Consider the following 26623-nt stretch of genomic DNA (forward strand, 5'->3'; position numbering starts at 1 on the left):
CCTCGGATCCGCATTCCCGGCCTCGCCCCCCTTCTCCGTGCCCGCCTCCCCGCCCCCCCCCCCCCCCCCCCCCCCCCCCCCCCCCCCCCCCCCCCCCCCCCCCCGCGCCTGGCCGGTACGCGGTGGCGGACGAACGCCGAGGTCCCCCTTCTGGAGCTGCGGACCATCTACCGGACCACCCCTGGCGCGCTGAAGCCGCTGGACCATGCGCTGGACACCGGCGTGCTGAGTGCCGGGTCCTACTCCCGGGCGCTGCGCGTGGCGTGGACCATCGCCGATCTGCGCGGGGCTGACAAGCCCGACCGGAATGACATCTGGGAGGCGCTCGCCCTGTGGAAGGGCGATGTGCCGGGCGCCGATGGCGTCCTTGGCCACTGACGCCCTTACGAGGCGCGGCCGTCCACGACCGATGGGGCACCGGGGACCGGTGCCCTTCGTCACGTCTGGAGGAGAGACACATGTCGAAGGAGTCCCTGACCTGGCTCAACGCCAACACCCTGATCGGCTTCACCGAGAAGCGCGGCACCGCCTGGCACTACCGCGCCGCGTTGCAAGGTGAGGAGCAGAACCACTACCCCGGTCCGATTCCCGTCGAGGACGTCAAGCGCCGCCTGTTCGGATGGGAGGCTCTGTCCCGGCCGATCTACGTGGAGGACCCGGTGACCGGCGGTCTCGCCGAGATCCCGGAGCGGCAGGCGATCGTGCGTAGCGACACCGGTCACGTGATGGGCATCTTCTCGGACGGCTACCAGCCGCACCCATACGTCGAGTGGTTGATCAACACCATCGGCCGCCTGCTCGACGACGACCTGTCCATCGGCTCGGCCGGCCTGCTGCGCAGCGGCGCGGTCGCCTGGGTCTCGGTCGAGGTGCCGGAGAACATCCGGACCCGGGAAGGCGTCGAGTTCCGCCCGCACCTGTTCGGGGCCACTTCGTTCGACGGCTCCTTGGCGACGACCTTCAAGCGGGCCGTCACCAATGTGGTGTGCGACAACACGATGGCGGTCGGCCTGGCCGAGCGCGGACAGCAGCTCAAGATCAAGCACTCGAAGCACTCCAAGCTCCGGCTCGCCGAGGCCCGCGACGCGTTGAACATCGTCTACCAGGTCGCCGACGACTTCACCGAGCAGGTGAAGCGTCTCTGCGAGACCGACGTCACCGACCGACAGTGGCGTGCCTTCCTGGACGCTTTCGCGCCCGTTCCAGAGGAGCCGGGCCGTTCCCGCACTCTGGCGGAGAACAAGCGCGAGAGCCTGACGCAGCTCTGGCGCCATGATGACCGGGTGGCCCCTTGGGCCGGTTCTGGCTGGGGCGTTGTCCAGGCCGTCAACACCTACACCCACCACGGCCAGACCGTCCGAGGCGCCTGCCGCGCCGAACGCAACCTCCTCCGCGCCGTCACCGGCGGCATCGACGACCTCGACCGCGAGACCCTCCACATGCTGGAGAAGGTGCTGGACAGACCATTGGCCACCGCCGCCTGATAGAGCCCATGGCGGCCCCTCTGCCAGGCAGAGTTGGCCTTGACGCAAGTCCACCACGGAAGCTGGCCGCACATACCTTGAGCGTGCGCCGCCGTCCAGAACGACAACGCTGTTACGGCGGCCACGCTTGCTCCATAAATTGCCAAATTGGAGCGGGACGGTCAGCCCGACGGCGATGAAAGTTCGCCGGTATCGATCATGGCGATAAGCGCCGCGAGTTCCGGCTCGGTGAGGAGATCGAGAGCCACCATTTCCTTGGACGCGCCCTTTTGACTGACAAGCAGCTCCGATGAGACGCCGTTGATGACCGTTGCGGCATCGGCGCTTTCCCACTGGACACCCTCGAGCGCCGTCCTGGTGATGCGCGTCGCCAGCATGCACTCCAGTCGGCGACGCCCGTAAGCGTCCGTGCCAGCCGACCGCACAGCAATGACGCTGGCCGACGAGAGCCCAGGGGCCACGGCGAATGCTTCGCGTACCGTCACTAGAACGTACCCGCAGACCATCTGAGCGTAGAACGCCGCGGCAACTTTCTTGGGTGTCTGGCGCAAGCTGATATTTCCGGCCTGAGTGACACTGGGGAAACGGCTGGGGACCGCGTCAGTGCCAGGAACGAGGACAGCTAGGACGACCTCTCCGTCGGTGACGCCCACTGCAGCTGCCGGCGCCTCGTTATCGTCGAAGGCCTCTGCCAGGGTTTCCATCACCACTTCAGGATCGTTTGAGCAGAGATGCCGCCAACGTTCGTCGAACACAGATTGCAAATGTGCCCGTTGAATGGCCAATTGGTGGCGGATGTGAGTAATCTCCCGCTCGGCTTCCGCCCGGGCTGCCTCCCTGGCCAGTGCCCGGTCGCGCCTTTTAAAAATACCGATGCCTTCGAGCGCTTTAGCCTCGTGACGCTTGCGAATCTCCGCCTCGTCCAGGCTGTCAGGCTCTGGTGCTACCGGTGGTTGTGCCGTGGGAAACTCATCGCGATGCAGGTTATTTATCGCAGCGAACGCGTCGGCGAGTGCTCGGGCCTGTTCTGCCTTCTCTGCGACTCTCAGTTGACGCTCATATGCAGCGACCGAGCGTGAAGTGGACCTAGACGATCGTCCTGTCCCCAGTGAGGTATAAAACCCAATCGGTCCGACTCCCGCGGAGAAGCCGGTGCGGCCTGACCCGAAGTGCATGCGGGCCGCACGTGGCCCTACACTCGCTCGAAGGCCACGACTGGATGCGCGAATCCGAATGCCCGGTGCCAGCTTCAATGAAAAACCCACCGTGGAAGGCTACTGGTCAAGTCAGCAGGACTGGGACCGTTCCAAGAAACCGGTGTCTAACCGTGATGTCCTTACTTGCGGGTAGACGTTGCCCTACCTGTCCGCTGTCTGAGCTTCTTGGCGCTTTTGTGGCTATTGGTCCCCAGCGGTCGCCACTGCTTCTGCTGTAGCCGGCCAGTATGGAACCGGCTGCCGTAGAAGGCTGATGAGGCGACGTGAGGGCATGAGTGGCACTGCGCTTGCCAAGGACGTTGAAGGCCGTGGTGCCGGAGGGGCTGCCCTCCAGGCGCACGTGGTGTACTGCTGCTGGTCCGCCCCTGTCGGAGTGACGGTCTCAATGGTGGAGTGACAGCATGAGAGACGAGACAGCGACTTTGATCTTCGACGCGGTCAGGCGCTTGGAAAAAGCCATCATCGCTCATCAGTGTCCGGCTTTAGTGCTACTGGATGGTGAACGCAGCCTCGTGCTTACCGACTATGACTACCTGCGGGACGATTCGGCTGCCCACGCGTTCGAGCGACGGGCTGCCGCCAAGGCGAGTGAAATCGATGCAGCCCGTTGGGTGCTGGCTGTGCCGCAGGTGTGGGTGTTCAGGGCGCCGGACACGGTCGCGGTGCGGGCCGTGTCGAACCATCCCCTTCGTGAGGGGGAGCAGGAGGCGATCACTTGGATGAGTTGTGATCGGGATGAGGGTGTGGATTACGGGCGGGTGGCCTACGCTCGGCGGCCCAGTGGGGAGCCCGTGTTCGAGGAGCCGGAGGTGTTCGCGGTAGGCGTCCGGCCGAAGGAGAGCATGCCGGGCTTCACGCTGCTTCAGGCATACCTGGGGACCGACGAGTCCGACGGTTGAGCCGACACTGTGAGGGCCGGCTCGCGAACGAACCGGCCCTCTGACCTGCTCCATCGCAATCGACCAAGAAAACGGTGGGAGCGGTCAGCGACCAGCCTACGCCTCTCGATCGTTCGAGAGAGGCTCGTCTCGCCATCCGCATGCCGCTCACTCTTCGCTCACTGTAGGGACCACCGGGACGAGGGCGGAGCCGCACTGATCGCCTTGATCATTGCCGGTCAGGACGTACGGCTCCGACATACCCAGGGCGCTGGATGGTGCCGATCTGGACGACGGTGCCGGTGCGGGGTGCGTGGACCATCTTGGTGCTGGAAATGGCCAGTCCGACGTGATCGGGGCCGGGGATCCGTGGGTTGGTCTCGTAGAACACCAGATCGCCTGGTTGGACGGTGCCGCGGACCCGAGTGCCGTGGGTCCACTGGGTGTAGGTGACACGGGGGAGGGAGACGCCGGCCTTGGCCCAGGCGTACTGGGTGAGCCCGGAGCAGTCGAAGCCCTTGGTGTTCGCTCCTCTACCGATGCCGAAGCTGGGGCCGGCCGCTCCTCCTGCGCCCCAGGAGTACGGCACGCCCAGCATGTTCAGAGCGGCTCTGACGGCTGACATGGCGCGTGCGGATGCGGTCCTCAGCCCTGTCTCCGCGCCCGCCTCCTGCCCGCCGGGCACGGGGAGTTGGCTCATCAGGTCTCGGCAGAGCCGACCGGCGACCGTGTCGACGATCTCGTCCGCGCGTTTCCGGGTCTGGCCAGAGTCGGTGAGCGACGCGCCACCCTGATCCGCCTGCTGCAAGGTGTGGGTGACGTCGGCGATCACCGACTCCCGGTCGATTCCCAGGGAGCCCGCGACTTCGATGCTGGTTCGAACGGCTGACACGTCGGCTGGAGTCAACCCGAGATCCCTGGCGGATTTCTTGGTTGCTGGCGCGTTCTGTTGGCGGGAGAGGCGCGCGGCCTGCCCATAAGAGGGCCAGAGCGCAGCGACGATTTGTGCGGCTCGGCCTTCCTGGCGGGCGTAGGCGTGCGGAAAGGCGGACCTCTGGACGGTTTGCGCGGCCACCGTCAGAGGTTTGGTGTGCCAGTCCTTGACCTTCACCAGGGCGGTGAAGAATTTCCGGGTCGCATAACTAGGGTCGGTCACCTGCGCTTTCGTCCCCCAGCCGTGTATGGGGTGCTGCTGGAAGAGTCCGAAAGCGGTGCCGTGGTCGCCCACCACGTCGTTCTTCAGATTGGACTCCTGGAGCGCCGTAGCGATGCCGATGATGGCGGCACGTTCAGGAAGTCCCAGCGCCGCGGCTGTATGGACGATGACGCGGGCATGGTCCAACTGATCGCTAGTGAGAGGCGCCGTAGCCGTCGAGGCGGAATGCCTGGCATGCCGGAACGGCAAGGCCGGCGTTTCCGAGCGTGCGGGGCCGGTGTAGGAGCACACTGCGGCCGCGAGCTGGGCGCGGTCGGCGGGGGTTGCGGCGACCTTGGCTCCGCCGGTCACCCCGGCGAGCAGGGCGATACCTGAGACGATTCCCCCACCGGCAAGCAGAGCTTTGACTCCCGCACCGGCCTCGACGATCACGGCTGGTCCTCCGTGGGCGGGAGGGCTTGCTGCGGGCTGATCTCACGGGATCCGAGTCCTGGCCAGTACAGGGCGAGTTCCGCTAGGCGGAGGCGGGGACCCTCGGTGTCGGAGGGGAGCCACTTCTCTCCGGCCGGGCCGTCGTCCACCGGACCGGTGACGGCCGACGGGTTGCCGGTCGCGATCGGGACGAACAAGTGGCCCGGGTGGTGGATCAGCTTGCGCCGGAGGTTCGCCTCACGCCGTTCGCCCTGAACCCAGAACAGGACGGGAGTGACGACCTGCGTGGCCTCGGTGAGGATGGCGTAGCCGTCTAGCTTGCGTACCACCCGGTCGAGCGGCTCGCTGCCGGTGTCGTACTCCAGGAAGAAGTCGACGGTGTGCTCGCCTTCCCGCCAACGGCCGTAAGCGTCGGGGCGGACGGTGTCGCCCCAGAGAGACGCGCACCGGTCCTCCGGCCACCAGCTGGCCAGCTCGGCGGTGTCGTGCCGCCGGGCGAAACCGTGCAGGTCGGCGCCGAAGCCGTTGGTGCCGACGGTGTGGCAGAGGCGCTGACTGTAGGCGATGGACAGGACACGGTCGCGGCGGTAACCGTAGGCGTTGAGGTCAACGCCGTCCTCCGAGGCCAGCACCGCGGCGCCGGACGGACCCAGCACGTAGTGGTACGGCGCCGTGCCCATGCCCGGAGGCAGGATGGGCCGGAAGCGGTCGAGCACCCCCATGTGGTGCAGAGCGAGCAGGCGCTTGCGGGCCGCGTCGTCGGTGTCGAACGCGATCTGCGCGATCTGCGGCGCGGTCAGGACACGCTGCTCCTTCACCATGCGAAGCAGCCGCCGATCGCGCATGGTCAGCCGGGCGGCGAGCTGGGCGAGCACGGTGGGGGTGAAACGAGTGGTGGACATCGTGATTCTCCTTCAGTGACGGAGCCGGGGGTCGTCCGGACGGGACGCGGGCGTGGCGGCAGCACGTCCGTGGGCCTTGGCCGCCGCCGCTCTGATCCGGTCGGCGACCTCTCTTGATGGCTCGGGCAGGGGACGGGTGCGCAGCGTGAACGGCGGCGCCTCCGCCGAGCGGGACATGAGCCGGGCGGCGGCCTGGAACGCCCCGAGGTTCGCCAGGTCGTGGGCGCGCAGGTAGGGCGCGAAGTGGTGTTCGACCTCGCGGGCGTCCTCGGGTGAGAGGGAGAAGTAGACCTTGTTCCGCGCGTCGGAGGAAACGGCCTGCCGGAGGTCCCGGGGAAGTTGTGCGAGGTGCTGATGGGCGAGCACCAGGGACAGCCGGTAGGCGCGGGCCTCGGCGAGCATGTCGCTCAGGGCGTGCGGGAGGGTGAGGAAGTTGTGCGCCTCGTCGACGTACAGTGCGGCGTACGCCCGGGAGCGGCCGAGCTTGGCCCGGTGGGAGGCGGCCTGCCAGATCTGGGCCAGAACCATGGACCCCAGCAGTCGCGCGCTGTCATCCCCGAGGACGCCCTTGGGGAGCCGGACGAGAAGCACCCCGCCGTCGAGCACCTTGCCCAGGTCGAAGGTGGAGCGCGCGGAGCCGAGCACGTCGCGGACGAACGGGCGGAGCAGGAACGCCCGCAACTTGTTCATGATCGGGCTGGTGACGTGCGCCTTCGCCGACTCTGAGAGGTTCTCGTACCAGTGCCAGAAGCCGAGCAGCAGCGGATCGCGCAGGCCGGCCACCAGTCGGCGCCGGTACTCGGCGTCGATGAGCAGGGTGGGGACGTCGGCGAGCGTCCCGGAGTGCCGGGCGAGGGTGAGGGCGCAGCCCCGGAGGATGTCGTCGGTGCGCGGCCCCCAATAGTCGGCGTAGATCTTGTGGAAGATGCCGACCAGGTTGTCCACGCCCATGTCCAGCTCCGCGCCCCCCAGGACGTTGAGCGACGGGCGGGCGTGGCGGTCATCGGGGTCGATGAGCACCACCTTGTCCGCGGCCTCCTCAGGTATCAGACCGAGCAGATCGCTGATCAGGTCGCCCTTGGCCTCGATCACCACGGTGCCGCGCCCGGCCTGGACGTCGGACAGGATCATCTGGGCGAGCAGTGTGGACTTCCCAGTGCCGTTCGGGCCTAGGACGTGCACGTGGTGGCAGGAGTCGGCGACCCGCAGGGCGACGGGTCGTTCCTGACCGGCGTCGGAGAAGCCGAGGACTTTGGCGCCCGGTCCGCCGTGGGCGATGGCGGGGGACGGTGGGACGGTGTTGGCGCCCGCCCGTTCCAGCCCGGGTACCGAGACGTCCAGCGGGAGATGGGCGAGGGCCGCTAGCTCAGGGACCGACAGCAGGAACCCGTGCCTGAGGCGGCGACCGGCGAGCTGGGCGGCGGGGAGGAACAGCCGGTGACGCTCCAGCCGGTTGTGCCCGGAGTAGAGCGCGAAGGCCGATGCGATCGCATGCGCCCGCCCCTTGACCGCGTTACGGCGGACGGCGTGCGCGCACTTCGAAGTGGTGGAGTAAGGCGGCTCGTCGGCTTGCACGGCGTAACGAACTCCCACGACGTAGCGCGGCCGCAGCGCCTTATCTCTGATGGCGCGGGCTTCGGCGGCCTCTTCCAACCGGCTCGCCCTGTCCGATGCCTGCTGGCGCAGGTGCTGGGGGTGGAGGCGGGAGTGTGACGGGCCTGGCGTCAGGAGGTCGAGGAGGGCGCGTAGGAGCCATGCCGGGCCGCCATTGAGGAGCAGGGCGAGACGACGGCCGGTCGCCGGCCGGGCAAGGATCTGCACGGCGGCGTGCTGCCAGGTCGGCATCGCGACGGTCGCGCCCACCAATGCCCGGACGGGGTCGGTGCTGTGATCATGCCGGATCGGCAGCCGCTCGGTTCGGGCAAGCCGCAACTGTCCGCCGACGGACCGTCCGGTGAGCGGCACGGGCGGATCCGCGGGGAGTATGGCGGTGCGCGCGGACGGCCAGGCGGCCTCGATGGCGTGCTCCACCAGGTGCTGGGGGATCACACCGGGGACCCAGATCCGGATACGCACGCCGGCCGCGCTGAAGACGTATTCGAAGGACAGGTGTGGTTGTCCGAGCAGGACCCGCTTCCAGGCCGGTCGCAGCAATCCGATGAGGTTTCCCCACAGTGCCTCCGCGCCGGACATGTCGGCGATGGGCGGGGCGAGGATCTCGACGCGGCGGGCGCCTCGGGTGAGCTGCCGGTGGCGTAGCCGTACGACCGCGAGCCGCGCGAGACCTGCGGTGATCTCGATAGTGGTCAGCCAGCCGACCACCTGCCAGGCATGCAGTGCGAACCAGGTGATCAGCCCGTTCATGAGGATTTCGGGGTCGTAGAGCAGGTTCTCGATGAACCCGTTTCGGAGGAGAACGAGCTTCATGGGCCTTCCTCCGCGTAGTCGTCGAGATCGGCGAGCTCCTGCGGGTCGCTGGTGACGAGGTCGTGCTCGCGGCGGCTGGCGATCACCTGGAGCGGGACGCGCTGGGCGCCTGCCCCCGCCGTCAGCAGTCCGGTACCGCGTTCGGCGGACAGCAACAGCTGCCGTTCGCCGTCGGATAGATGGAAGATGTCGGTGACCTTGTCGATCGTTTGGGGCGCTTGCTTGAGCAGGATCTGGGTGGTGGAGTTCGCGATCACCGCCTGGCCCATCTCGGAACCGAGCAGGTCGGCGGCGTCCTGGGTGACCACGGACAGGCCGGCCCAGTGTTTGCGGGCGGCCTTGGCCATGCGCAACAGGAACTTGGCACCCTCCGGGTCACGCATGAGCAGCCACGCCTCGTCGACCACGACCAGGCGCGGGCGCCTGTCACGTGGGTCGGAGACCCGGCGCCAGACCGCGTCGAGGGTCAGGAGCGTGCCGACCGCCTTCAGTTCCTCCGGTAGGTCACGCAGGGAGAAGACGATGAGGTGGGAGTCAGGTTGCGTGGTGGTAGGGCCGTCGAAGAGCCGGCGGTGGCTGCCGGTGACGTACGGTGCGAGGCCGGCCGCCAGCTCCCACGCCTTGGCATCGGTGTCGTTGGTGAGCGCGGTCACCAGGTCGCGCATGAGCGGTGGGCGCCGGTTCCAGGTGCGCTGTTCGAAGGTGATGCCGGCGCTCCGGTAGGCGGCGATGATTCCGCAGTCCAGGGCGGCCTTGCTCGCCTTGTCGAGTGGTTCGCCGAGCATGACGGCGATCAGGGTGTGCAGGAATAGGGCGCGGCGGGTGAGCGGGTCGCCGTCCCGCTGGCTCCGAGGCGGAAGGTCGAAGGGGTTGAGTCGCACCTTGGGCGCGCCGAGGTGGATGTAGGCGCCACCCACGGCCGCGCACAACCGGGCGTACTCGTCCTCCGGGTCGATGACCGCGACCTCGACGCCGGTGTAGAGCGAGCGCAGTGCCTCCAGCTTGGCCAGGTACGACTTGCCGGCCCCCGACTGGGCGAGGATCACCGAGTTGTGGTTGTCCTGCGCGAACCGATCCCAGGCGACCAGGGATGCGCTGGCGGTGTTGGCGCCGTACAGCACTGCGGTGGGTCCCAGCTCGGCGGTCAGGTCTGGGCTGGTGAACGGGAACGCGGCGGCCAGTGCGGGAGTGTCGAAGGTGCGCCGCATCTCTAGGTTGTCGTAGGCGAACGGCAGGCCGCTGATCCAGCCTTGCAGTTGCCGGAAAGTCATCTGGCGTGCGTCGAGGAGGAGCGAGGCGGCCAGTGCGCGCACCTGAGCGCAGGCGTCGTCGAGTTCCTCTTCTGAGGCGGCGTGGACGGTGAGGTAGATGGCGGCGCGGAACAGCTTGGCCTGGCCCCGCGCGATGCGGGACGCCAGCTCTTGGGCGTCCTCGGCAGCGGCCTCCGCGCCCGGGTCGAGCAGGCGGCCGTGCTGGTGGTCCGAGCGCAGCCCCGACTCCAGCCGGGCGAGCTGTTTGCGCAGCCGGTCGGAGGCGACCAGCGAGGGCACGGGTTCGACGTGCACCGACACGTCGAGCCGGCCGGGGTAGGCGAGGAGCGGTTCCAGCCATCCGGGCGCCACCTCGCGTGGGAAACCCGTGATGGCGAGAGTGGCGCAGACGCCACCACCGACACGCAACCGGCGAGGCTGGACCTCCACCGCGTCCGGTCCGATGCCGCCGGATGGGGAGGCTGCCCGGTGGAACAGTGGGAGCCTCATCGCCGATCACCTCCGCTGATCACCTCGTCGGCCCCAGCGAGGCCTTCGGCGGGCAGCGGCGGGGCGGTCGGGTCGAAGCACGCGGTCAGCAGCGCGGTGACGGCTGCGGCGTCCAGTAGGCGGACCGTGATCCCACATCCGCCGAGCAGGCGGGCGGCCTCGTCCAAGCGCCGGTAGGCCCGGGCGGCGGCCGTGGCCCTGCCGTTGGCGCCGTGGGCGGGCTCGCGGATGATCAGCAGGACCTGGCGGCGCAGGAGTTCGTGGCGGGAGGCGACGTCGCCGAGGAACGCGGCGTGTTCCCGGGCGGCATAGGCGAGTGCCGGGTGTGGGAGCCGTTGAGCGCTGTCGTGAAGAGCGGTGATGGTTTCGCTCAGGTCGACGCGTTCGGCCCGGACCAGGATCTGTACGGGGCCGGACAGGGAGTTGAGCCAGCGTCCGAAGACCGCGACCAGCCCGTCCTGCTCTTCGGGGGTGCGCAGGGCGAAACTGACGGTGGACACCTGGGCGATCGCGGCGACGCCGTCCGGGCCAAGGTCCAGCAGACCGTCCTCGGCCACGCCCCGTGCCGGAAGCCTGAGGGGCGCCGGCAACCGGCCCGAGCGTGCGGCCACCCACGCAGGAGGCGCGGGGACGTCCTCCAGGACGGTGACCAGGTGCTTCGGGGAGCGCTGGTGCCTCATGGCGGCGAGCGCGAACCGGTCCAGACTGATCCCGTCGTGCGTACCGATCGCCAGCAGGAGCCCCAGCACCACCACCGGCAGGGCGATCGCGCCGAACGCGGTCAGCGGGATCCGCTCGCCGAAGGTGACGTACCCGAGGTAGAGGGCGGCGCCGGTCACCGCGAGGATGGCGACCTGCCGCGCGGTGAACCCCCACACGATCTTGTCCGGTTGTTCGATGTCGGCCGGGATCCGGACGACTTCGGTCCAGCTCATCGCCCGTCACCTCTCCTCCTGCGCGTGCGCCTGGGCGCGGACTTCCGAGGAGGCGGAGTTGGAGGCGTGCGGCGGCGCCCGGAGTTCTCGGGCCAGTCCGGCGAGCCGGGGACGGGGGCGTCCGGCGGGACGATGGGCCGGACCGGGCGGTTGGGAATCGGTGGCGGCTCGATCGCCCGGCGTGGCGGCGGGGGCGAGGTGGTCCCCTGGCCTCGTAGCAGGTGCATCTGGTTCAGGCCGGCCGGTCCCGCCGTGTACAGGTTCTCGCGGGGATACCCGTAGACCGGTGTGGACGGTGGGATGGGCGGCTGCGGCCGGGAGGGCGTGCGGTACTTGCCCTGGACCGGCGGTGCGCTGGGGGCGTGCTTCACGGGCGCCGGCTCCCAGTCGGCGGCGCGGACCGGACGGCGGGCGGCGACCGGCGCGTGCTTGGCCGGACCGGCGCCGCCACGCGCGGCGGAAGCGGCCGTCGCCGCCGTGGCAATGCCGGTGGCGGCAGTACCAGCAGGACCGCCGGCGAGGGCGGGCAGAGCCTTGCCTACCAGGGTGCGCCTGGCGATCGCCGGTCCGGGGCCGGAGCCCTTCTTCAGGTGCAGGACGTTCAGCAGCGGGTTGGTCAGCTTGTAGGCCAGGGCGTACTTGACGATGCGGACCACGCCAAGTCCACGTCCGGCGGGCAGGAACATCGCGCGGGACACCCAGGTGGGAATGCGGACCAGGATGATCAGCAGGGTGAGAGCGAGGAGCAGGTTGTAGAGCTGGCCCTTGCCGAGTAGGCCGACGGCTTCGCGGCCTTCCTGGTTGAAGAAGACCCGTACCGCCATGACCAGCGTGAGCGACTGGCAGAGCTGGATCACCAACAGGCCGCTGAACACCCGCCACCACAGTCGTGCGAGACCGTCGGTCTGGGGGAGGGCGTGGCAGGCCAGAGCGAGGGGCGCGGCCACCACCAGCAGCGTGGTCAGCGCGACCCGCAGCACGAAGGTGACCAGGAGAGCGACGAGCAGTACCACGGCCACTAGCGCCAGCAGGATGTAAAAGATCTGTGAGTTCCCGTGCAGTACGACCAAGAAGCGGATGGCGTTAGCGGCCCGGCGGGCGTCGAAACCCTGTCCAAGGACGGCCTGGGCGATGGCGTTGGCGATCTCGATCGCCTTGCTCGTCAGCAGGAAGCTGAAGTTGACGGTCAGGAAGGCCACAGTGAGCCGGGGCAGGATCTCTTTGGCCGCGTATCTGGTCTGGACGGTTTCGTGCCCCATGGCCAGGATGCCGCCGGCGACGACGAAGAGGACGAAGCCGCTGTTCGCGATGATGGCGGTCGACTGCCAGAGGTCGTGGACGCGGCCGGGTCCGTCGATGTCCGGGGTGGAGAGCAGGGTGACGGCGAGCGCGTCCAGGAGTGGTTTGATCGCCAGGCCGACGAGGTCGGCGAACCAGCTGTTGATTTGGCTGCTGATCCACCCGCCGATTCCGAAGCTGATGCCCGTGTTGGGCGGAGGCATGAGAGGGGCAAGGTCCAGCGCGGGGGTGGGGGACGGGGTCGGCTCCATCCACAGGCTGTGGACCACGGATTCGAAGATCATGGAGTTCACCCGCCCACGACGCGCTTGAGTACGTTGACGAAGAGCGGTGCGAGGACGGCGAGGCTGTAGCCGAGGGCGGAGGCCTTGAACGCGGCCTTCGCCTTCTGGATCTCACCTGGATCGCCGCCGGCGATCAGGTACCGCAGTCCGCCGATGGTGAGCATCAGCGTTGCCAGCGTGGCGAGCAGTCCGACCAGCCAGTGCCGCAGGTTGTCGAAGACCTTGCCGAGCTGGTCGGGGTTCGATGGTGGTGCGGCCAGCCCGCCGGTCTCGGCGAGCACGGCGGTTGCCGCCGCGGCAAGGAACAGGGCGGCGATGGCCGCAGTGGCAAGGACGCGTGCCGCTCGCCGTTGCCACAGTGGCAGGCGTACCGTCCTCGACCGCCGTCGCCGGATGCCGGAACGGCTCACGGCCGGCGGAGTGCCCGCCATGCCTGGCGGCCTGTCAGCCGCACGCGGAGTTTCCGCTTGGCCGCGCGGCGACATTGCCGCCGCGGCAATGGTCGACCGCGCGGAGCCGGAGTCGGTGCCCGGGCCTCCCTTCGTATCGTGGTGATCGGTGTGCGCATCTGAGGAGCTCCGGCTCCGCGCGGAAGTCGTGGCCTCCACCCTTCTAGGGGCGGAAAGAGAGATCGTCGGGGACAGCGCGGCGTGGACTTCTCCGGAGAGAACCGCCGCGACGAGCACCGGTTCGCTGCGCTGGCGCCGCTTCTTGGCGGCCTCCGTGCTCAGCCCTAGTTCGCGGGCGGCCTGGCGGAGCGGCATGTCCTCCAGGCGAGTACGGCCGATGATCTCGGCGTCGAGTCCGCTGACCACACCCTTGGACACCGCGTCGAACAGGACCAGGTCGGGGTGGTTCCAGGGGGCGTGGGGCGGGGCGGAGACGTGGCAGGGCAGGCGGCGGCAGCTTTCCGCCTCGGCCGACTTCCGCGCGTACCGGCCGCCGCGACGGGCGGCGTCGCACAGCCGGGGACGGATGTTGCCGGCCTTGAGGTCGACGGTGCGGATCGCGTCGATGAAGACGGCCAGGACCTCGCCGTCGATGTCCGCAGGATCGCCCGCGGCGTAGCCGTTGGTGACCCGTCCCGCCACCCGACGCAGGGCCGGGAGCGCCATACCGACGGCACCGACCAGCCAGGTGGCGCCTTCCTCACGGGCGCGGGTCACCAGCACCCGCCAGACGATGTCCCGGACGTGGTTGCCGAGCCTGCGGTCCATCAGGAGCCTGCGTAGCTCCACCAGGGGGATCGGTCGCTGCGGCAACTCGGTGGTCAGGCCGGTGGCGTCGATCGCCAGGCCTGCCGGCTCGCAGCCGAGGAGCTTGAACGCCTGCTCCGCGGTATCCAGCGGCGAGCGTTCCGCAATGGTGGTGCGCCGGACGTTGGTACTCATCGTGTTACTCCAGAGCCAGAGGATTTTCGCTTCTCCCGCTCCGGTATACGGGCCCGCTATGGCCGAGTTCTGGCGCCGTAAATGGCGTCGGCAAAGATGCCGAGATTTCTTCTGGCGTGGCAGAACCGCCAATGAGACGGCTAGGAATGCGCCGGAGTTGCGATGTTCGTCTCCGCCTACGTCGACTGGCTGTCTCTCCTGCTCATCGCGGGCGCCATAGGTCTGGGGCAGGCGTGACGGAGTCCCGCCAGAGCCTTCTGCTGGACTCAAAACGCATCTGGGAACGCCCGAACCCGAGAATGAGGCAGAGGAATGATCCGAGGACCCGGCAGGGAGTAAGGCCGGCGCCCAATTGCGCATGGAAGAGCGGGAGTGGCCGATGCTTGACCGCTTGGAGGACCGGAGGGAGCGACCCGCTTTCTTTGGTGACCGTCGCAATCACGCTGTCCACCGCACGTGCATTCATCGCCTGGACTCGCGAGGAACCGCCATCGCCGCATGAGGGGATGTTCGCCATCGGGGCCAACACCGGCACCGGCGTGCTGGTCGGCGTCGTCATGGCAGGACGCCCCTTCACCGGCACTCTCGATGACGGACGTACCGTCCAGATCACAGAGCTGGTGACCGATGGCACGCCCAACGCGGGCGCGGCTCTGCTCTGTGCAACCAGGCGGGTCGTGCTGGCCATGGGCTACAGCCGGCTCATCCCCTGCACCTCTCCTGGTCGAGCAGACACGGGTGCATGTACCGGTGCCTGCGATCGCCGGGGTCGGGGCCGTGCCGGCTGCTCCTGGGCTGGAACGGGGCGGGTGCGATGAGGGCCCCGTATTGGAGCATCGATCAGCTCAGGCTCTACCTCGGCGACGCGCGCGAGGTGCTCTCGGAGATGCCAGAGCAGTCGGTCGACTGCCTGGTCACCAGTCCGCCGTACTACGGGCTTCGTGACTACGGTGTCGCCGGCCAGTACGGGCAGGAGGAGACGCCGGACGGCTACGTCGAACATCTGCGGGCGGCGTTCGCGGAAGCCCGGCGAGTGCTGGCCGATGATGGCACGTGCTGGCTGAACGTGGGTGACTGCTATGCCGCCAACTCCGACGGCTGCGCCCGCGGCAGGGACTACAACCAGCGGCAACCACAGGTCCGCCCCCAGAGTCGGCGCGTCGTCCCGCCGAAGAACCTTCTCGGCATGCCATGGCGGGTCGCGTTCGCCCTCCAGCGGGACGGATGGATCCTGCGCAATGCCATCGTGTGGCACAAGCCGAACGCGATGCCGCAGTCGGTGACCGACCGTCTCTCGACGCGGCACGAGATGATCTTCCTGCTGGTGAAGCAGCGGCACTACTGGTTCGACCTGGACCCGATCCGCGAGCAGTACACCGGCGACCGCGCGCTGACCCGTCGCGCGCACAACGGCGGCAGCAAGCCGCACACCATCAAAACCACCTGGCCTCCGGCGGGCAAGTACACCGGCGGCGCCGAGGCGCTGAGTGGCAGGCGGCACGGATCGGCGATGCTGCCGACCGGCCGACGGCATGCCGCCGGCCACGAGCGCGGCAGGAACCCGGGGGACGTCTGGTCGATCGCCACGCGGCCCCTCCGTGCCGCGCACTTCGCCGCCTACCCCGTCGACATTCCGCTCCGCGCCATTGCCGCCGGCTGCCGTCCGGGCGGAACCGTGCTCGACCCCTTTGTCGGAGCGGCAACGACCGCTCTTGCCGCGCGGCAACTCGGCCGGCAGTTCATCGGCATCGAGATCAAGGCTGAGTACTGCGACCTCGCCCGCGACCGGATTCTCGCCGAGTCCGGTAAGGCGGGTGCACAGGGTGACTGAACAGATACAAGGGGCCTGCTCGGGGCCTCCCGAATCGCATTCATCCGCGTACGCTGGCGGGCCCGCCGAAGCGGACGGCACGGCGTCTTTCCAGGTCGCCGTGCCGGTGAAACCACCTCGGTTGCCCCCTGCCGCGGCGGCGGCACTACTCCGCATCTTGCTGAAGGCCTACGAAGAACGCCTCTGGAAAGGAGGCGGAAAGGAGTCCGTGTGACCGACTTGGCGTTCTGGGGTCGATGCTCGACCGAGGACCGGCAGGATCCGGAGGCTTCGCGGGCGTGGCAGTTGAGCCGCGCCCGCGCCCTGGTGGAGCCTCGTGGAGGAGTGATCGTCGCCGAGTTCTTCGACGTGGACAAGTCGCGGTCCATCCCACCGGCCCGTCGGCCAGAGGCGAGCCGTTTGCTCACTGCCCTGGCAGTTCCCGATCGCGGGTTCGACGCCGTCGTGGTGGGAGAGCCTCAGCGAGCGTTCTACGGCAACCAATTCGGCCTCACCTTCCCCCTGTTCGAGCACTACGGGGTTCCTCTATGGGTGCCGGAGGTCGGCGGGCCCATCGACCCGGCGAACGAGGCCCATGAGTTGATCATGTCGATGTTCGGCGGGATCAGCAAAGGTGAGCGGAATCGGATCAAGGTCCGGGTGCGGTCGTCCATGGCCGCACTGGCGCAGATGGAGGGGCGATACCTCGGCGGCAGGCCGCCGTACGGCTACCGCCTGGTGGACGCCGGGCCTCACCCCAACCCGAGCAAGGCCGCCGACGGTAAGCGGCTGCGCCGTCTGGAGCCGGATCCGGTAACCGCGCCCGTGGTCCAGCGGATCTTCGCGGAGTTCCTCGGCGGGAGGGGATTGCTCGTCATCGCCGAAGGGCTTACCCGTGATGGCATCCTGTGCCCTTCCGCGCATGATCGCGCTCGGAATTCGCACCGCAGTGGGGTCGCGTGGTCCAAGTATGCGATTCGGGCCATCCTCCTCAACCCCCGCTACACCGGTCGGCAGGTGTGGAGCCGCCAGCACAAGGACGAAATTCTGATCGACGTCAACGATGTTGCCCTCGGACACATGACCAAGCTCCGCTGGAGCGACCAGCAGAGTTGGGTGTGGTCGGAACGGCCGGCTCATGAAGCGCTGATCGAGGAAGAGACGTACGCGGCGGTCCAGGCGATGCTCGTCGCGCCTGGAGGCTCGCAAGAAGGGCGGAAGCCGCGGCGGACACCTCGGCCCTACATGTTCCGCGGCCTGCTCTTTTGCGGCATCTGTGAGCGGCGCATGCAGGGGAGTTGGAACAACGGCAAGTCGCACTACCGATGTGTTTTCCCTGAGCAGTACGCACGGGCCAACGGCGTCGATCATCCTCGTTCGGTCTATGTCAGGGAGGACGTGATCGTCGGGCCGTTGGACGAGTGGCTGGCGACCGTGTTCGACCCCACGCGTCTGCCGGAGACGGTCCGTGCCATGGCAGAGGCCCAGTTGGCCGACGCCCATCGTTCGGCCGCGCTAGACGCGGCGCGCCAGGCGGTGGCGGAGTGCGAGCGCAAGCTCGCTTCCTACCGTGCGCTGGTGGACGCCGGGAGCGACCCCGCCGTGGTCGCCGGATGGATCTCCGAGACCGAGACCAGGCGGAAGGCCGAGCAACTGCGTATGAACAAGATCGTGACCACCATGCCCAAGCGGCTGACGGAGGAGGAGATCAAGGACATGACGGTGATGCTCGGCGACATGAGGAAGCTGCTTCGCAGTGCCGATCCGAAGGACAAGGCCGAGGTCTATGGTCAGCTCGGACTGCGCCTGACCTATGAACCGGCCCGGAAAACAGTGATCGCCCGAGCTGAGCTCGGGCGATCATGTAGCAAAGTGTGTCCGAGGGGGGACTTGAACCCCCATGCCCCGTAAAGGGCACTAGCACCTCAAGCTAGCGCGTCTGCCTATTCCGCCACCCGGACAGTGGTGCCTGCACGTTGGAACGTCTTCCCGCGTCGGCTGAACTAGGTTAGCAAACTCCTGGCACTCCTTCATACCGGTAACCGGGGAGGGGAGGATGGGCTATGCCGGAGATGCTGGTGGATGCCCCTGGGCGGCAGGATGGGGGTGTCAGCCGGTACTTGACCGAAGGAGCAGGGTATGACCGCGTTCAACGGCGAGGACGAGGTCGTCGGGCTGTGCCGCGACCTGATCCGCATCGACTCGACCAACGCTGGGGACAACGCGGGTCCGGGTGAGCGGGCCGCCGCGGAGTACGTCGCGGAGAAGCTCGCCGAGGTGGGCCTGGAGCCGCGCATCCTGGAGAGCGACGACAAGCGGGCGAACGTGATCGCGCGCATCGAGGGTGCGGACCCCGGCCGGGAGGCGTTGCTGCTCCACGGGCACCTCGACGTGGTTCCGTTCAACGCCGCCGACTGGACGCATCACCCGTTGAGTGGGGAGGTCGCGGACGGTTGCGTCTGGGGCCGGGGCGCGGTGGACATGAAGGACATGGACGCCATGATCCTGGCGGTCGTCCGGCAGCGGCTCAGCGAGGGGCGCAGGCCGCCGCGGGACGTGGTGCTGGCGTTCACGGCGGACGAGGAGGCCGGGGGCCGGTACGGAGCGCAGTGGCTGTCCGACGAGCACCGCGACCTGTTCGAGGGATGCACAGAGGCGATCGGCGAGGTCGGCGGGTTCAGCGTCTCGGTGGGCGAGGCCAGGAGGCTCTACCTGATCGAGGCCGCCGAGAAGGGCATCGCCTGGATGAGGCTCAGGGCCGCCGGGCGCGCGGGGCACGGGTCGATGCTGAACAGCGAGAACGCCGTCACCGAGCTGGCCGAGGCCGTCGCGCGCATCGGGCGTCACGAGTGGCCGGTCCGGCTGACGCCGACCGTGCGCAGCTTCTTCCTGGAGGCCTTCGAGATCGAACTGGAGGCGGACGACGCCGAGGCCGCGGTGGCGAAACTCGGGTCGCTGGCCCGGATGATCGGCGCGACGCTGCGGAACACGGCCAACCCGACGATGCTCGACGCCGGGTACAAGGCCAACGTGATCCCGCAGACGGCGACGGCGCACGTGGACGGGCGATTCCTGCCCGGCTACGAGGAGGAGTTCTTCGCCACCATCGACGATCTCCTGGGCCCGCACGTGACCAGGGAGTTCGTCTACCACGACGTCGCCGTCGAGACCGCCTTCGAGGGTCCTCTGGTGCGGGCGATGGCCGACGCGCTGCAGGCCGAGGACCCGGGCGCGCGGGCGGTGCCGTACACGCTGTCCGGGGGGACGGACCTGAAGGCGTTCAGCCGGATGGGCATCCGGGGCTTCGGGTTCGCTCCGCTCAAGCTGCCCGCCGACCTGGACTTCTCCGGGATGTTCCATGGCATAGATGAGCGGGTGCCGGTGGATTCGCTCCAGTTCGGGGTGCGAGTTCTTGACCGTTTCCTTGACGCCTGCTGACGTGTTGCGCGAAAAAGTGTTGCCATAACTTCAAGTGATGCTACGGTAACTTTCCGTTGAGGGGTTGGTCCCAGGGGCCGTCCTGCGAAAGCCGGACGGTCGAGTAGTGCGGGGAGGTCACGTGGCACGCATGCCGGAAGGTCGGCGGGGCGCTCAGTCGCCCGTCGTCGCCGGTCGCGTGCCCGTGGCCGTCTCCGGCGATCAGATCCAGACGATCGTGACGCGGGAAGGCCGGATGGCACGGTTCGTGGCCGGCTCCCGGTTCGGTCGTCTGCTGGCCCTCGGCGGTCTGCTGGCCGTCGGCTGGCTTCTCGCTGTCGTCTTCGGCGCCGTCGGCTCCGGTCCCGCGGCCGCGGAGGTCCGCGTCCCCGCGAGGCAGGTGGCGGCGGCGAAGGTCGGCGAGGTGGTCACGCCCGGTGATCCGACGCCATCCGCTGGTGCCGTGCGGCGGCACGAGCATCCGGCGGATGCCGCCGGTGCCGTCAAGCGCCGTCATCCGGCGGAGCCGGGTGGCCTGGCGGTGTTCGCCGACGGGGCCATGTCCGGTGCCGGGCGCATCTCCGGTGCAGCAGATCACGCGGGGTCGCCGATACTCGGTGATCTCGGCGAGAGTGCTTCCGCCGTTTCGGTGGACCGCCTCGGCTCCACCACCTCACATGTCGCCACCGGGCCGGCGTTCGCCGGCGGTTTCCCCACGGTGCGCGTCGACGCTCCGGCCGATGCCGGGGCGATGGCCGGGAAGACGGTGGACGGGCTCACGAGCCAGTCGAAGCCCGTCTCCCCCCGACCATCCACCGCCGACCACTCGGCGGGGGCCAATGGGTTCGTGCCCAGAGCCGGCTCCGGTCCGTTCGGGCCGGGTTTCGGGGATGTCGCGAGGTCCATCTTCGACCCGCGGCTCGCGGTCGCGCCCGCTGTGACGGCGAGTGCGCCCACCCCTGTCGTCCGTGCGGCAGCGGACGACCCTTCTTTCTCTCCCGATTGATCCCGCCGCTGTGCCGGCCCCCCTGGACGCATGAGCGGTCCGGCCGGTTGCGGAGTGCGCCGCCGATCTTCCAGCCGTGGAAGTGACCGTGCCGCCTCCGCGCGGGTGAAACGTCATCTCAGCATCGCGAAGCTCTCGGGCCAGTGCCCACTCGTGCGATCTCTGCGATCTGGTCCTTCCGTGAACGCTCTGTCCTGTTCAGGGCAGTGTGGGGAGGTCCGCTTGATCGGCTCCGTCTCCTCGTCATCGTCGTTTGGCGATTCGGTGGGAGGGGCGGCCGGGCAGAGGTTGGACGGTACGGCCTGGCGTACATGCTCGACGCCATCGTCCGCGGTATGGCGAGCAGGTCGGGCAGATCCAGCAGGTCGGGCAGATCCAGCGTGTTGAGCGCCTCTGGTACGTCCAGCGCTACGCGACACCGATGCGGTCGGTATCGCTTCGCGGCGGCCCTGTGCGCGACGCCTGTGAAGCGTCCGTACATCTCAACGGTCTGTTCGGACGGTGAGATCGATGGATCCGCTCGCTCGTGCGGATCCTGAGGCGCTTCCAGCGCCTCAGAGGGTCTCAGAGGGCGCGGTCCGGAAGCACTTCGCGGTTCGTCAGGAACTACCCCCCCAGAGAAACCAAGGAGCGATCAATTATGCGAACGTGGGCGAAGGGCTCCGCCCCTGCGGCTCTCCTCGCGGTGGCCGTCATGTCCCTGGGCAGCGGCACGGCCGTTGCCGACACCTCCGGCACCGGCTCGGTGGCCGGCGGCAGCCAGCTGAACCTTCCCATCACCCTTCCCGTCGACATCAGCGGCAACGCCGTCGGCGTGATCGGCGAGTCCTCGGCCTCCTCCCGCGGCGGCTCGTCCGTCGAGGGGGGTTCCGGTGCCGCGGGCATCCCCGGCAACACGTCGGGCCGGCACAGCGTGGCCGGCGGCAACCAGATCAACGCCCCGATCACCGCCCCCATCAACGCCTGCGGCAACGCGGTCTCCCTGGTCGGGCGCTCCGACGCCGGGTGCCGGGGCGGCGCGACGGTGAAGAACGCCGGCGGCGGCGTCGGCGGCGGCAACAGGACCGACGGGCGGCACAGCGTGGCCGGCGGCAACCAGGTCAACGCGCCGATCACCGCGCCGGTGAACCTGTGCGGGAACGCCGTGGCGATCTTCGGTGAGTCCACGGCGGGATGCAAGGGCGGCGCGTCGGTCGTGAAGGGCGGCGCCGGGCGTGGCGCCGGCGGCAACCGCACCTCCGGGCACGGTTCCGTGCTCGGCGGCAACCAGGTCGTGGCGCCCATCACCGCGCCGATCAACGTCTGCGGCAACTCCGTCGCGCTCATCGGCGGGGCGTTCTCCGGCTGCCGGGGCGGCGCCCACGTCAAGGGCGGCCACGGCGGGCACGGCTACAACGGGCACAGCTCGCGCCCCGGCTCGGGCGCCGGCCGCAACTCCACCGACGGGCGGCACAGCGTCGGCGGTGGCAACCAGGTGGTCGCGCCGATCAACCTGCCGATCCAGGTTTGCGGCAACGCCGTCGGCAACGGCAGCGCGGGCTGCCCGGGGGGCATCACGGCCCGTCCGGCCGGGCAGGGCGGCGGCGCGGGCGGCAACCGCACCTCCGGGTACGGGTCCGTGCTCGGCGGCAACCAGGTCGTGGCCCCGATCACCGCGCCGGTCAACGTGTGCGGCAACGCCGTCGCCGTGCTCGGCCAGGCCTTCGCCGGCTGCCGGGGCGGCGCCTCGGTGAAGGGCCGCCCCGGCGGCGGCGCGGGCGGCAACCGCACCGATGGCCGGCACAGCGTGCTCGGCGGCAACCAGGTCGTCGTTCCGATCGCCGCGCCCATCAACGTCTGCGGCAACGCCGTCGCCGTGCTGGCCGACGCGGCCGCCGGCTGCCTGGGTGGCGCGCGCGTCGGCGGTGGCGGCGGGCGTCCCGCCCACGTGGCGTACAGCTCCGGCCAGGTCTCGAGCGCGAAGGCGTCGGGGCTCGGCCTGCTGCCCGACCTGCCGCTGGTCCCGGCCCTCCCCGGGCAGAGCGGGACGATGACGCGGCAGGCCGGCCCCGCCGGGGTGCCGCCGAAGGCCGACCCCCTGCCGCTGCTGCCGGTCCTGCCCGGCCAGGCCGGCGGCGCCCGTAAGGGCGGCGACGGTCCGCTGGAGCAGGTCACCGGCACGGTGGCGAACAGCCCCGTGGGCGAGGTCGTGGCCGGCACCCCCGTCGTCGGCGGCAAGGCGGTGCGTGACCTGCCGGTCAACACCGGCCTGATGAGCGCCGAGCAGCCGATGGGCCTTACGGGCATGAACTCCGGCTCGCTGGTCGCCCTGCTGGCCGGCGCCTTGTTCGCGGCCTCGGCCACGCTGTTCGCGGGCACCCGCCGCCTCCGCCTCCGCCGTAGGTGACCTCGGGCAGCGCCCAACGCCGGAAGTGATCTCGGGACGGGGCCACCGTCCCGGGTGATCTCCAACGGGATCCTGGGGCATCGTCTGGGGCGTTCGTCCGCGTCGGCGCACTGTGAGGCTGATCACTGTCGTCCGGCTCGGTGAGCCGGGAGTGCTCTTCGAGGCTCAGCAGGCCTGGGAGCGGTCGTCACGGGTTCGCGTCCGAAAGGCCGCCTCTCAGACACCCGGTCGCGAACTGGGCCGACCCTCTGATGAGCACCCCGCCTGATAGACGCTCCGTTCCGGACCGAGGTCCGGTGGAGCCACAGACGCCTCGCCGCCTGCGAGAGCGGCCGCGGTGCCGGGCCGTCACGCCGGGCTCGTGCGGCGAGGCACAGATGCTTTGCCCGTTCCGGGGGCGCGGCCCGGAGCGGGCAAAGCCATGTCCGGGTGGCGCCCGCCGGCTGATCCGTCCCGCGCTCGCCGGTCCGCAGGCCGGTAGCGGCGCCGAGGTGTGAGGTCATGGCGAGGGCAGCCGTGTCCGGGGGGTTACAGTTGCCTGGGCGGCGACTACAGTGTGCTGGCCACTCGCAGGATCTTGCGGCGTAGCCGTACGTACCGGCGGCCATCGGGATAGAGCCTCAGACGGTCCAGTTCCCAGTGTCCGTATTCAGCATGTTCCGTCAGCACTCGCCGGGCGGCTTCCCGGGTGGTTCCGCGCGGCAGATACAGGTCCAAATAGGAGTACTCGAGCACAGCGGTTAGTCTCCGAAGGGTGTGCAAGGGGACGCTGGCACTCTCTGGGCTCTATTCTGCGTCCTCGTGGGTATCGGGTCCAGGTAGGTGGAACACCGGTAAGTGACCGGGTAGTCCGACGGGGGGAAGTTTCCTGCGGCGGGTTACCTTCATGCCTGTGACGGATCACATCGGTGCGCCTCCCACGGCGGGCCGTGCGGGATCGGCAGGGGAATGACAGCGAACAGCGAGGTAGGAAGCAGCGTGCCAGCCAAGAACGGCAACGCCGGCGGAACCCGCCTGGTGATCGTGGAGTCGCCTGCGAAGGCGAAGACGATCGCCGGGTACCTCGGGCGCGGCTACATCGTGGAGTCCAGCATCGGCCATATTCGGGACTTGCCGGAAAAGGCCGACGACATCCCCGAGAAGTTCAAGGGCGAGGCATGGGCCAGGCTCGGGGTCAACGTGGACAACGAGTTCGAGCCGCTCTACGTCGTCAACCCGGACAAGAAGTCGCAGGTCTCCAAGCTCAAGCAACTGTTGAAGGACGCCGACGAGCTCTACCTCGCCACCGACGAGGACCGCGAGGGCGAGGCCATCGCCTGGCACCTGCAGGAGGTGCTCAAGCCCAAGGTGCCCGTGCACCGCATGGTGTTCCACGAGATCACCCCGCAGGCCATCCAGGACGCCGTGTCCAACCCGCGCGCCCTGAACCTCCGCCTGGTCGACGCCCAGGAGACCCGCCGCATCCTCGACCGGCTCTACGGCTACGAGGTCAGCCCGGTGCTGTGGAAGAAGGTCAAGCCGCGTCTGTCGGCGGGCCGGGTGCAGTCGGTCGCCACCAGGCTGGTCGTGGAGCGCGAGCGCGAGCGCATCGCGTTCACCTCCGCCGACTACTGGGACCTGCGCGCGCTGTTCGACATCGGCCGCGACGAGGACCCGCGCACGTTCGGCGCGACCCTCACCTCGCTGGACGGCCGCCGGGTGGCCCAGGGCCGCGACTTCGCGAGCACGGGCACGCTCAAGAACGCCGACGTGCTGCACCTGGACGAGCAGACCGCACGGGCCCTGTCGCAGCGCCTGGAGGCCTCCTCGTACGCGGTCACCTCCGTCGAGAGCAAGCCGTACACGCGCAGGCCGTACGCGCCGTTCCGGACGACCACGTTGCAGCAGGAGGCCAGCCGCAAACTCGGCTTCTCGGCCAAGTACACGATGCAGGTGGCCCAGAAGCTCTACGAGAACGGCTACATCACCTACATGCGCACCGACAGCACCACGCTGTCGGAGACCGCCCTGGCCGCCGCCAGGAGCCAGGCGGTGCGGCTGTACGGCTCGCAGTACGTGCCGGACAAGCCGAGGGTGTACCAGAGCAAGGTCAAGAACGCCCAGGAGGCCCACGAGGCGATCAGGCCCTCTGGGGACGAGTTCCGCACGCCGGGGGAGACCGGGCTCAGCGGTGACATGTTCCGGCTGTACGAGCTGATCTGGCAGCGCACGGTGGCCTCGCAGATGAAGGACGCCGTCGGCGAGTCGGTGAGCGTCCGCATCGCCGGCACGTCCAGCGCCGGTGAGAAGGCCGAGTTCAGCGCCTCCGGCCGGACGATCACCTTCTACGGCTTCCTCAAGGCGTACGTGGAAGGGGCGGACGACCCCTCCAGCGACCGTGACGACTCGGTCAGCCGGCTGCCCAACCTGGCCCAGGGAGACGCGCTGAGCGCCCTGGAGCTGGAGGCCGAAGGCCACTCGACGCGCCCGCCGGCCCGCTTCACCGAGGCGTCGCTGGTGAAGGAGCTGGAGGACCGCGAGATCGGCCGCCCGTCGACGTACGCGTCGATCATCGGCACCATCCTCGACCGCGGGTACGTGTTCAAGAAGGGGACGGCGCTGGTGCCGTCGTTCCTCGCCTTCGCGGTGGTGAACCTGCTGGAGCAGCACTTCGGCAGCCTGGTCGACTACGACTTCACCGCCGAGATGGAGAAGGTCCTCGACGACATCGCCAACGCCCGCGCCGAGCGCGTCCCGGAGCTTCGCCGGTTCTACTACGGCGGCCAGGGCGACGACGGGCTGAAGGAGCTGGTCAGCGACCTCGGTGATATCGACGCGCGCGAGATCAGCTCGTTCCCGATCAAGGACACCGACATCGTGATCCGGGTCGGCCGGTACGGGCCCTACCTCGACCGCGACGGCGCCCGGGTGAACGTCCCCGAGGACCTCGCGCCCGACGAGCTGACCGCCGAGAAGGCCGAAGAGCTCTTCATGCAGCCGAGCGGCGACCGCCAGCTCGGCGTCGACCCGGTCAGCGGGCGCGCGATCGTCGCGAAGTCCGGGCGTTTCGGGCCGTACGTGACCGAGATCCTGCCCGAGGAGGAGCCGCCTGCCGAGGGCGCCAAGCGCAAGGCCAAGAAGGACGTCGCCAAGCCGCGTACGGGCTCGCTGCTCAAGTCGATGTCGCTGGACACGATCACGCTGGACGACGCGCTGAAGCTGCTGTCGCTGCCGCGCGTGCTCGGCGAGATCGACGGCGAGGAGGTCACCGCGCAGAACGGCAGGTTCGGCCCCTACATCAAGAAGGGGACGGACTCGCGGTCGCTGGGCTCCGAGGAAGAGCTGTTCACGGTGACCATCGACCAGGCCAAGGAGCTGTTCGCGCAGCCCAAGCAGCGTGGCAGGGGACGCGCGGCCGCCGCTCCGCCGCTGCGGGAGCTCGGCGTGGATCCCGTCTCCAAGCAGCCGGTCGTGGTCAAGGAGGGGCGTTTCGGGCCGTATGTGACCGACGGCGAGACGAACGCGTCGCTGCGCAAGGACGACTCGGTGGAGCAGATCACGATCGAGCGCGCCGCCGAGCTGCTCGCCGAGCGGCGGGCCCGGGGCCCGGCGCCGAAGCGTCCGCGCGCCAAGGCGGGCGCGAAGGCCGGCGCCAAGTCCTGACATCTCCGGACGTGAACAGACGCTGGCGTCTACAGACGTGAAGGGGGGGGGGGGGGGGGGGGGGGGGGGGGGGGGACGGCGGGGGGGGGGGGGGGGGGGGGGGGGGGGGGGGTTTTTGGGGGGGGGGGGGGGGGGGGTTCCCCCTCTCGTGTCGCCTCCCCTTGGCGAGGCGGGGAAAGGACCAACCCCCCCCCCCA

Annotated in this window: 19 protein-coding genes and 1 tRNA gene; 10 read left to right on the forward strand and 10 right to left on the reverse strand. The window is 69.2% G+C overall.

Annotated features, from left to right (window positions below; translation table 11 throughout):
- Positions 1–108: 108 nt before the first annotated feature.
- Together ACZ6QO_RS09355 and ACZ6QO_RS09360 are read left to right on the forward strand one after the other, a co-directional pair.
- Positions 109–378 (forward strand): magnesium chelatase subunit ChlI family protein, encoded by a 270-nt coding sequence (locus ACZ6QO_RS09355; RefSeq protein WP_465849683.1) that lies wholly within the window; start codon positions 109–111, stop codon positions 376–378.
- Positions 379–458: 80 nt separating this feature from the next.
- Positions 459–1484, forward strand: coding sequence for a DUF932 domain-containing protein (locus tag ACZ6QO_RS09360; RefSeq protein WP_465849189.1), 1026 nt, complete (start codon positions 459–461; stop codon positions 1482–1484).
- 161 nt (positions 1485–1645) lie between these two features.
- Here ACZ6QO_RS09360 and ACZ6QO_RS09365 read toward each other — a convergent pair whose 3' ends face one another.
- Positions 1646–2659 carry a hypothetical protein gene (locus ACZ6QO_RS09365; RefSeq protein ID WP_465849191.1) on the reverse strand — a complete coding sequence of 338 codons (1014 nt, stop codon included), beginning with the start codon at positions 2657–2659 and terminating at the stop codon, positions 1646–1648.
- Positions 2660–3102: 443 nt separating this feature from the next.
- Between ACZ6QO_RS09365 and ACZ6QO_RS09370 the strand changes: the two genes are divergently transcribed.
- A complete protein-coding gene (locus ACZ6QO_RS09370; RefSeq protein WP_465849193.1) occupies positions 3103–3600 on the forward strand; it encodes a hypothetical protein in 498 nt (165 codons plus the stop codon).
- A 208-nt stretch (positions 3601–3808) separates the two neighbouring features.
- Here the strand turns inward: ACZ6QO_RS09370 and ACZ6QO_RS09375 are convergent, their stop codons facing one another.
- Genes ACZ6QO_RS09375 through ACZ6QO_RS09405 form a run of 7 tightly spaced genes read right to left on the reverse strand, consistent with a single transcriptional unit; the run spans position 3809 to position 14165 of the window.
- Positions 3809–5167 carry a C40 family peptidase gene (locus ACZ6QO_RS09375; RefSeq protein WP_465849194.1) on the reverse strand — a complete coding sequence of 453 codons (1359 nt, stop codon included), beginning with the start codon at positions 5165–5167 and terminating at the stop codon, positions 3809–3811.
- The gene (locus tag ACZ6QO_RS09380; protein WP_465849196.1) at positions 5164–6069 is read right to left on the reverse strand and encodes a replication-relaxation family protein; all 906 of its coding nucleotides are present in this window, start codon (positions 6067–6069) and stop codon (positions 5164–5166) included. The genes ACZ6QO_RS09375 and ACZ6QO_RS09380 overlap by 4 nt, the downstream gene beginning before the upstream one ends.
- Positions 6070–6081: 12 nt before the next feature.
- A complete protein-coding gene (locus ACZ6QO_RS09385) occupies positions 6082–8496 on the reverse strand; it encodes a type IV secretory system conjugative DNA transfer family protein (RefSeq protein WP_465849198.1) in 2415 nt (804 codons plus the stop codon).
- Positions 8493–10256, reverse strand: a complete 1764-nt coding sequence (locus tag ACZ6QO_RS09390; protein ID WP_465849200.1) for a VirB4 family type IV secretion system protein — start codon at positions 10254–10256, stop codon at positions 8493–8495. Before ACZ6QO_RS09390 ends, ACZ6QO_RS09385 begins: the two co-directional genes overlap by 4 nt.
- Positions 10253–11191, reverse strand: coding sequence for a PrgI family protein (locus ACZ6QO_RS09395; protein WP_465849202.1), 939 nt, complete (start codon positions 11189–11191; stop codon positions 10253–10255). The genes ACZ6QO_RS09390 and ACZ6QO_RS09395 overlap by 4 nt, the downstream gene beginning before the upstream one ends.
- Positions 11188–12774: a hypothetical protein gene (locus tag ACZ6QO_RS09400; protein WP_465849203.1), complete on the reverse strand. Its 1587-nt coding sequence runs from the start codon at positions 12772–12774 to the stop codon at positions 11188–11190. The genes ACZ6QO_RS09395 and ACZ6QO_RS09400 overlap by 4 nt, the downstream gene beginning before the upstream one ends.
- Before the next feature lie 5 nt (positions 12775–12779).
- Complete coding sequence (locus ACZ6QO_RS09405; RefSeq protein WP_465849205.1) at positions 12780–14165, reverse strand: sigma-70 RNA polymerase sigma factor region 4 domain-containing protein; 1386 nt, start codon at positions 14163–14165, stop codon at positions 12780–12782.
- A 425-nt stretch (positions 14166–14590) separates the two neighbouring features.
- Between ACZ6QO_RS09405 and ACZ6QO_RS09410 the strand changes: the two genes are divergently transcribed.
- The 3 genes from ACZ6QO_RS09410 (at position 14591) to ACZ6QO_RS09420 (ending at position 17886) form a co-directional block, all read left to right on the forward strand.
- Complete coding sequence (locus tag ACZ6QO_RS09410; RefSeq protein WP_465849207.1) at positions 14591–14983, forward strand: XF1762 family protein; 393 nt, start codon at positions 14591–14593, stop codon at positions 14981–14983.
- Positions 14980–15996 carry a DNA-methyltransferase gene (locus tag ACZ6QO_RS09415; protein WP_465849208.1) on the forward strand — a complete coding sequence of 339 codons (1017 nt, stop codon included), beginning with the start codon at positions 14980–14982 and terminating at the stop codon, positions 15994–15996. Before ACZ6QO_RS09410 ends, ACZ6QO_RS09415 begins: the two co-directional genes overlap by 4 nt.
- A gap of 210 nt (positions 15997–16206) precedes the next feature.
- A complete protein-coding gene (locus ACZ6QO_RS09420) occupies positions 16207–17886 on the forward strand; it encodes a recombinase family protein (protein WP_465849210.1) in 1680 nt (559 codons plus the stop codon).
- On the opposite strand, the gene ACZ6QO_RS09425 is transcribed toward ACZ6QO_RS09420, so the two are convergent.
- A tRNA-Leu gene (locus ACZ6QO_RS09425) sits at positions 17851–17936 on the reverse strand. The two genes, ACZ6QO_RS09420 and ACZ6QO_RS09425, sit on opposite strands and share 36 nt — an antisense overlap.
- A 178-nt stretch (positions 17937–18114) precedes the next feature.
- Between ACZ6QO_RS09425 and ACZ6QO_RS09430 the strand changes: the two genes are divergently transcribed.
- The 3 genes from ACZ6QO_RS09430 to ACZ6QO_RS09440 all read left to right on the forward strand — a co-directional run bounded on the left by ACZ6QO_RS09430 (position 18115) and on the right by ACZ6QO_RS09440 (position 22784).
- Entirely contained in the window at positions 18115–19413 is a 1299-nt protein-coding gene (locus tag ACZ6QO_RS09430; protein ID WP_465849211.1) for a M20/M25/M40 family metallo-hydrolase, read from the forward strand.
- A gap of 379 nt (positions 19414–19792) precedes the next feature.
- Entirely contained in the window at positions 19793–20398 is a 606-nt protein-coding gene (locus ACZ6QO_RS09435) for a hypothetical protein (protein ID WP_465849212.1), read from the forward strand.
- Between the two features lie 640 nt (positions 20399–21038).
- Positions 21039–22784, forward strand: coding sequence for a chaplin family protein (locus ACZ6QO_RS09440; protein WP_465849213.1), 1746 nt, complete (start codon positions 21039–21041; stop codon positions 22782–22784).
- Between the two features lie 549 nt (positions 22785–23333).
- On the opposite strand, the gene ACZ6QO_RS09445 is transcribed toward ACZ6QO_RS09440, so the two are convergent.
- A complete protein-coding gene (locus ACZ6QO_RS09445; protein WP_184876791.1) occupies positions 23334–23519 on the reverse strand; it encodes a DUF5703 family protein in 186 nt (61 codons plus the stop codon).
- Positions 23520–23762: 243 nt separating this feature from the next.
- Between ACZ6QO_RS09445 and topA the strand changes: the two genes are divergently transcribed.
- Entirely contained in the window at positions 23763–26426 is a 2664-nt protein-coding gene (gene topA / locus ACZ6QO_RS09450; protein ID WP_465849215.1) for a type I DNA topoisomerase, read from the forward strand.
- Positions 26427–26623 lie beyond the last annotated feature (197 nt).

The sequence above is a fragment of the Sphaerisporangium sp. NPDC049457 genome (genome assembly GCF_055586705.1).

Excerpts from the sequence above, each read along its gene's own strand:
- ACZ6QO_RS09395 (WP_465849202.1), bottom strand. The coding sequence starts at position 11,191 with ATGAGCTGGACCGAAGTCGTCCGGATCCCGGCCGACATCGAACAACCG.
- ACZ6QO_RS09400 (WP_465849203.1), bottom strand. The coding sequence starts at position 12,774 with ATGATCTTCGAATCCGTGGTCCACAGCCTGTGGATGGAGCCGACCCCG.
- ACZ6QO_RS09415 (WP_465849208.1), top strand. The coding sequence starts at position 14,980 with ATGAGGGCCCCGTATTGGAGCATCGATCAGCTCAGGCTCTACCTCGGC.
- ACZ6QO_RS09430 (WP_465849211.1), top strand. The coding sequence starts at position 18,115 with ATGACCGCGTTCAACGGCGAGGACGAGGTCGTCGGGCTGTGCCGCGAC.
- ACZ6QO_RS09405 (WP_465849205.1), bottom strand. The coding sequence starts at position 14,165 with ATGAGTACCAACGTCCGGCGCACCACCATTGCGGAACGCTCGCCGCTG.
- ACZ6QO_RS09380 (WP_465849196.1), bottom strand. The coding sequence starts at position 6,069 with ATGTCCACCACTCGTTTCACCCCCACCGTGCTCGCCCAGCTCGCCGCC.
- ACZ6QO_RS09440 (WP_465849213.1), top strand. The coding sequence starts at position 21,039 with ATGCGAACGTGGGCGAAGGGCTCCGCCCCTGCGGCTCTCCTCGCGGTG.
- ACZ6QO_RS09370 (WP_465849193.1), top strand. The coding sequence starts at position 3,103 with ATGAGAGACGAGACAGCGACTTTGATCTTCGACGCGGTCAGGCGCTTG.
- ACZ6QO_RS09360 (WP_465849189.1), top strand. The coding sequence starts at position 459 with ATGTCGAAGGAGTCCCTGACCTGGCTCAACGCCAACACCCTGATCGGC.
- ACZ6QO_RS09390 (WP_465849200.1), bottom strand. The coding sequence starts at position 10,256 with ATGAGGCTCCCACTGTTCCACCGGGCAGCCTCCCCATCCGGCGGCATC.
- ACZ6QO_RS09365 (WP_465849191.1), bottom strand. The coding sequence starts at position 2,659 with ATGCACTTCGGGTCAGGCCGCACCGGCTTCTCCGCGGGAGTCGGACCG.
- ACZ6QO_RS09385 (WP_465849198.1), bottom strand. The coding sequence starts at position 8,496 with ATGAAGCTCGTTCTCCTCCGAAACGGGTTCATCGAGAACCTGCTCTAC.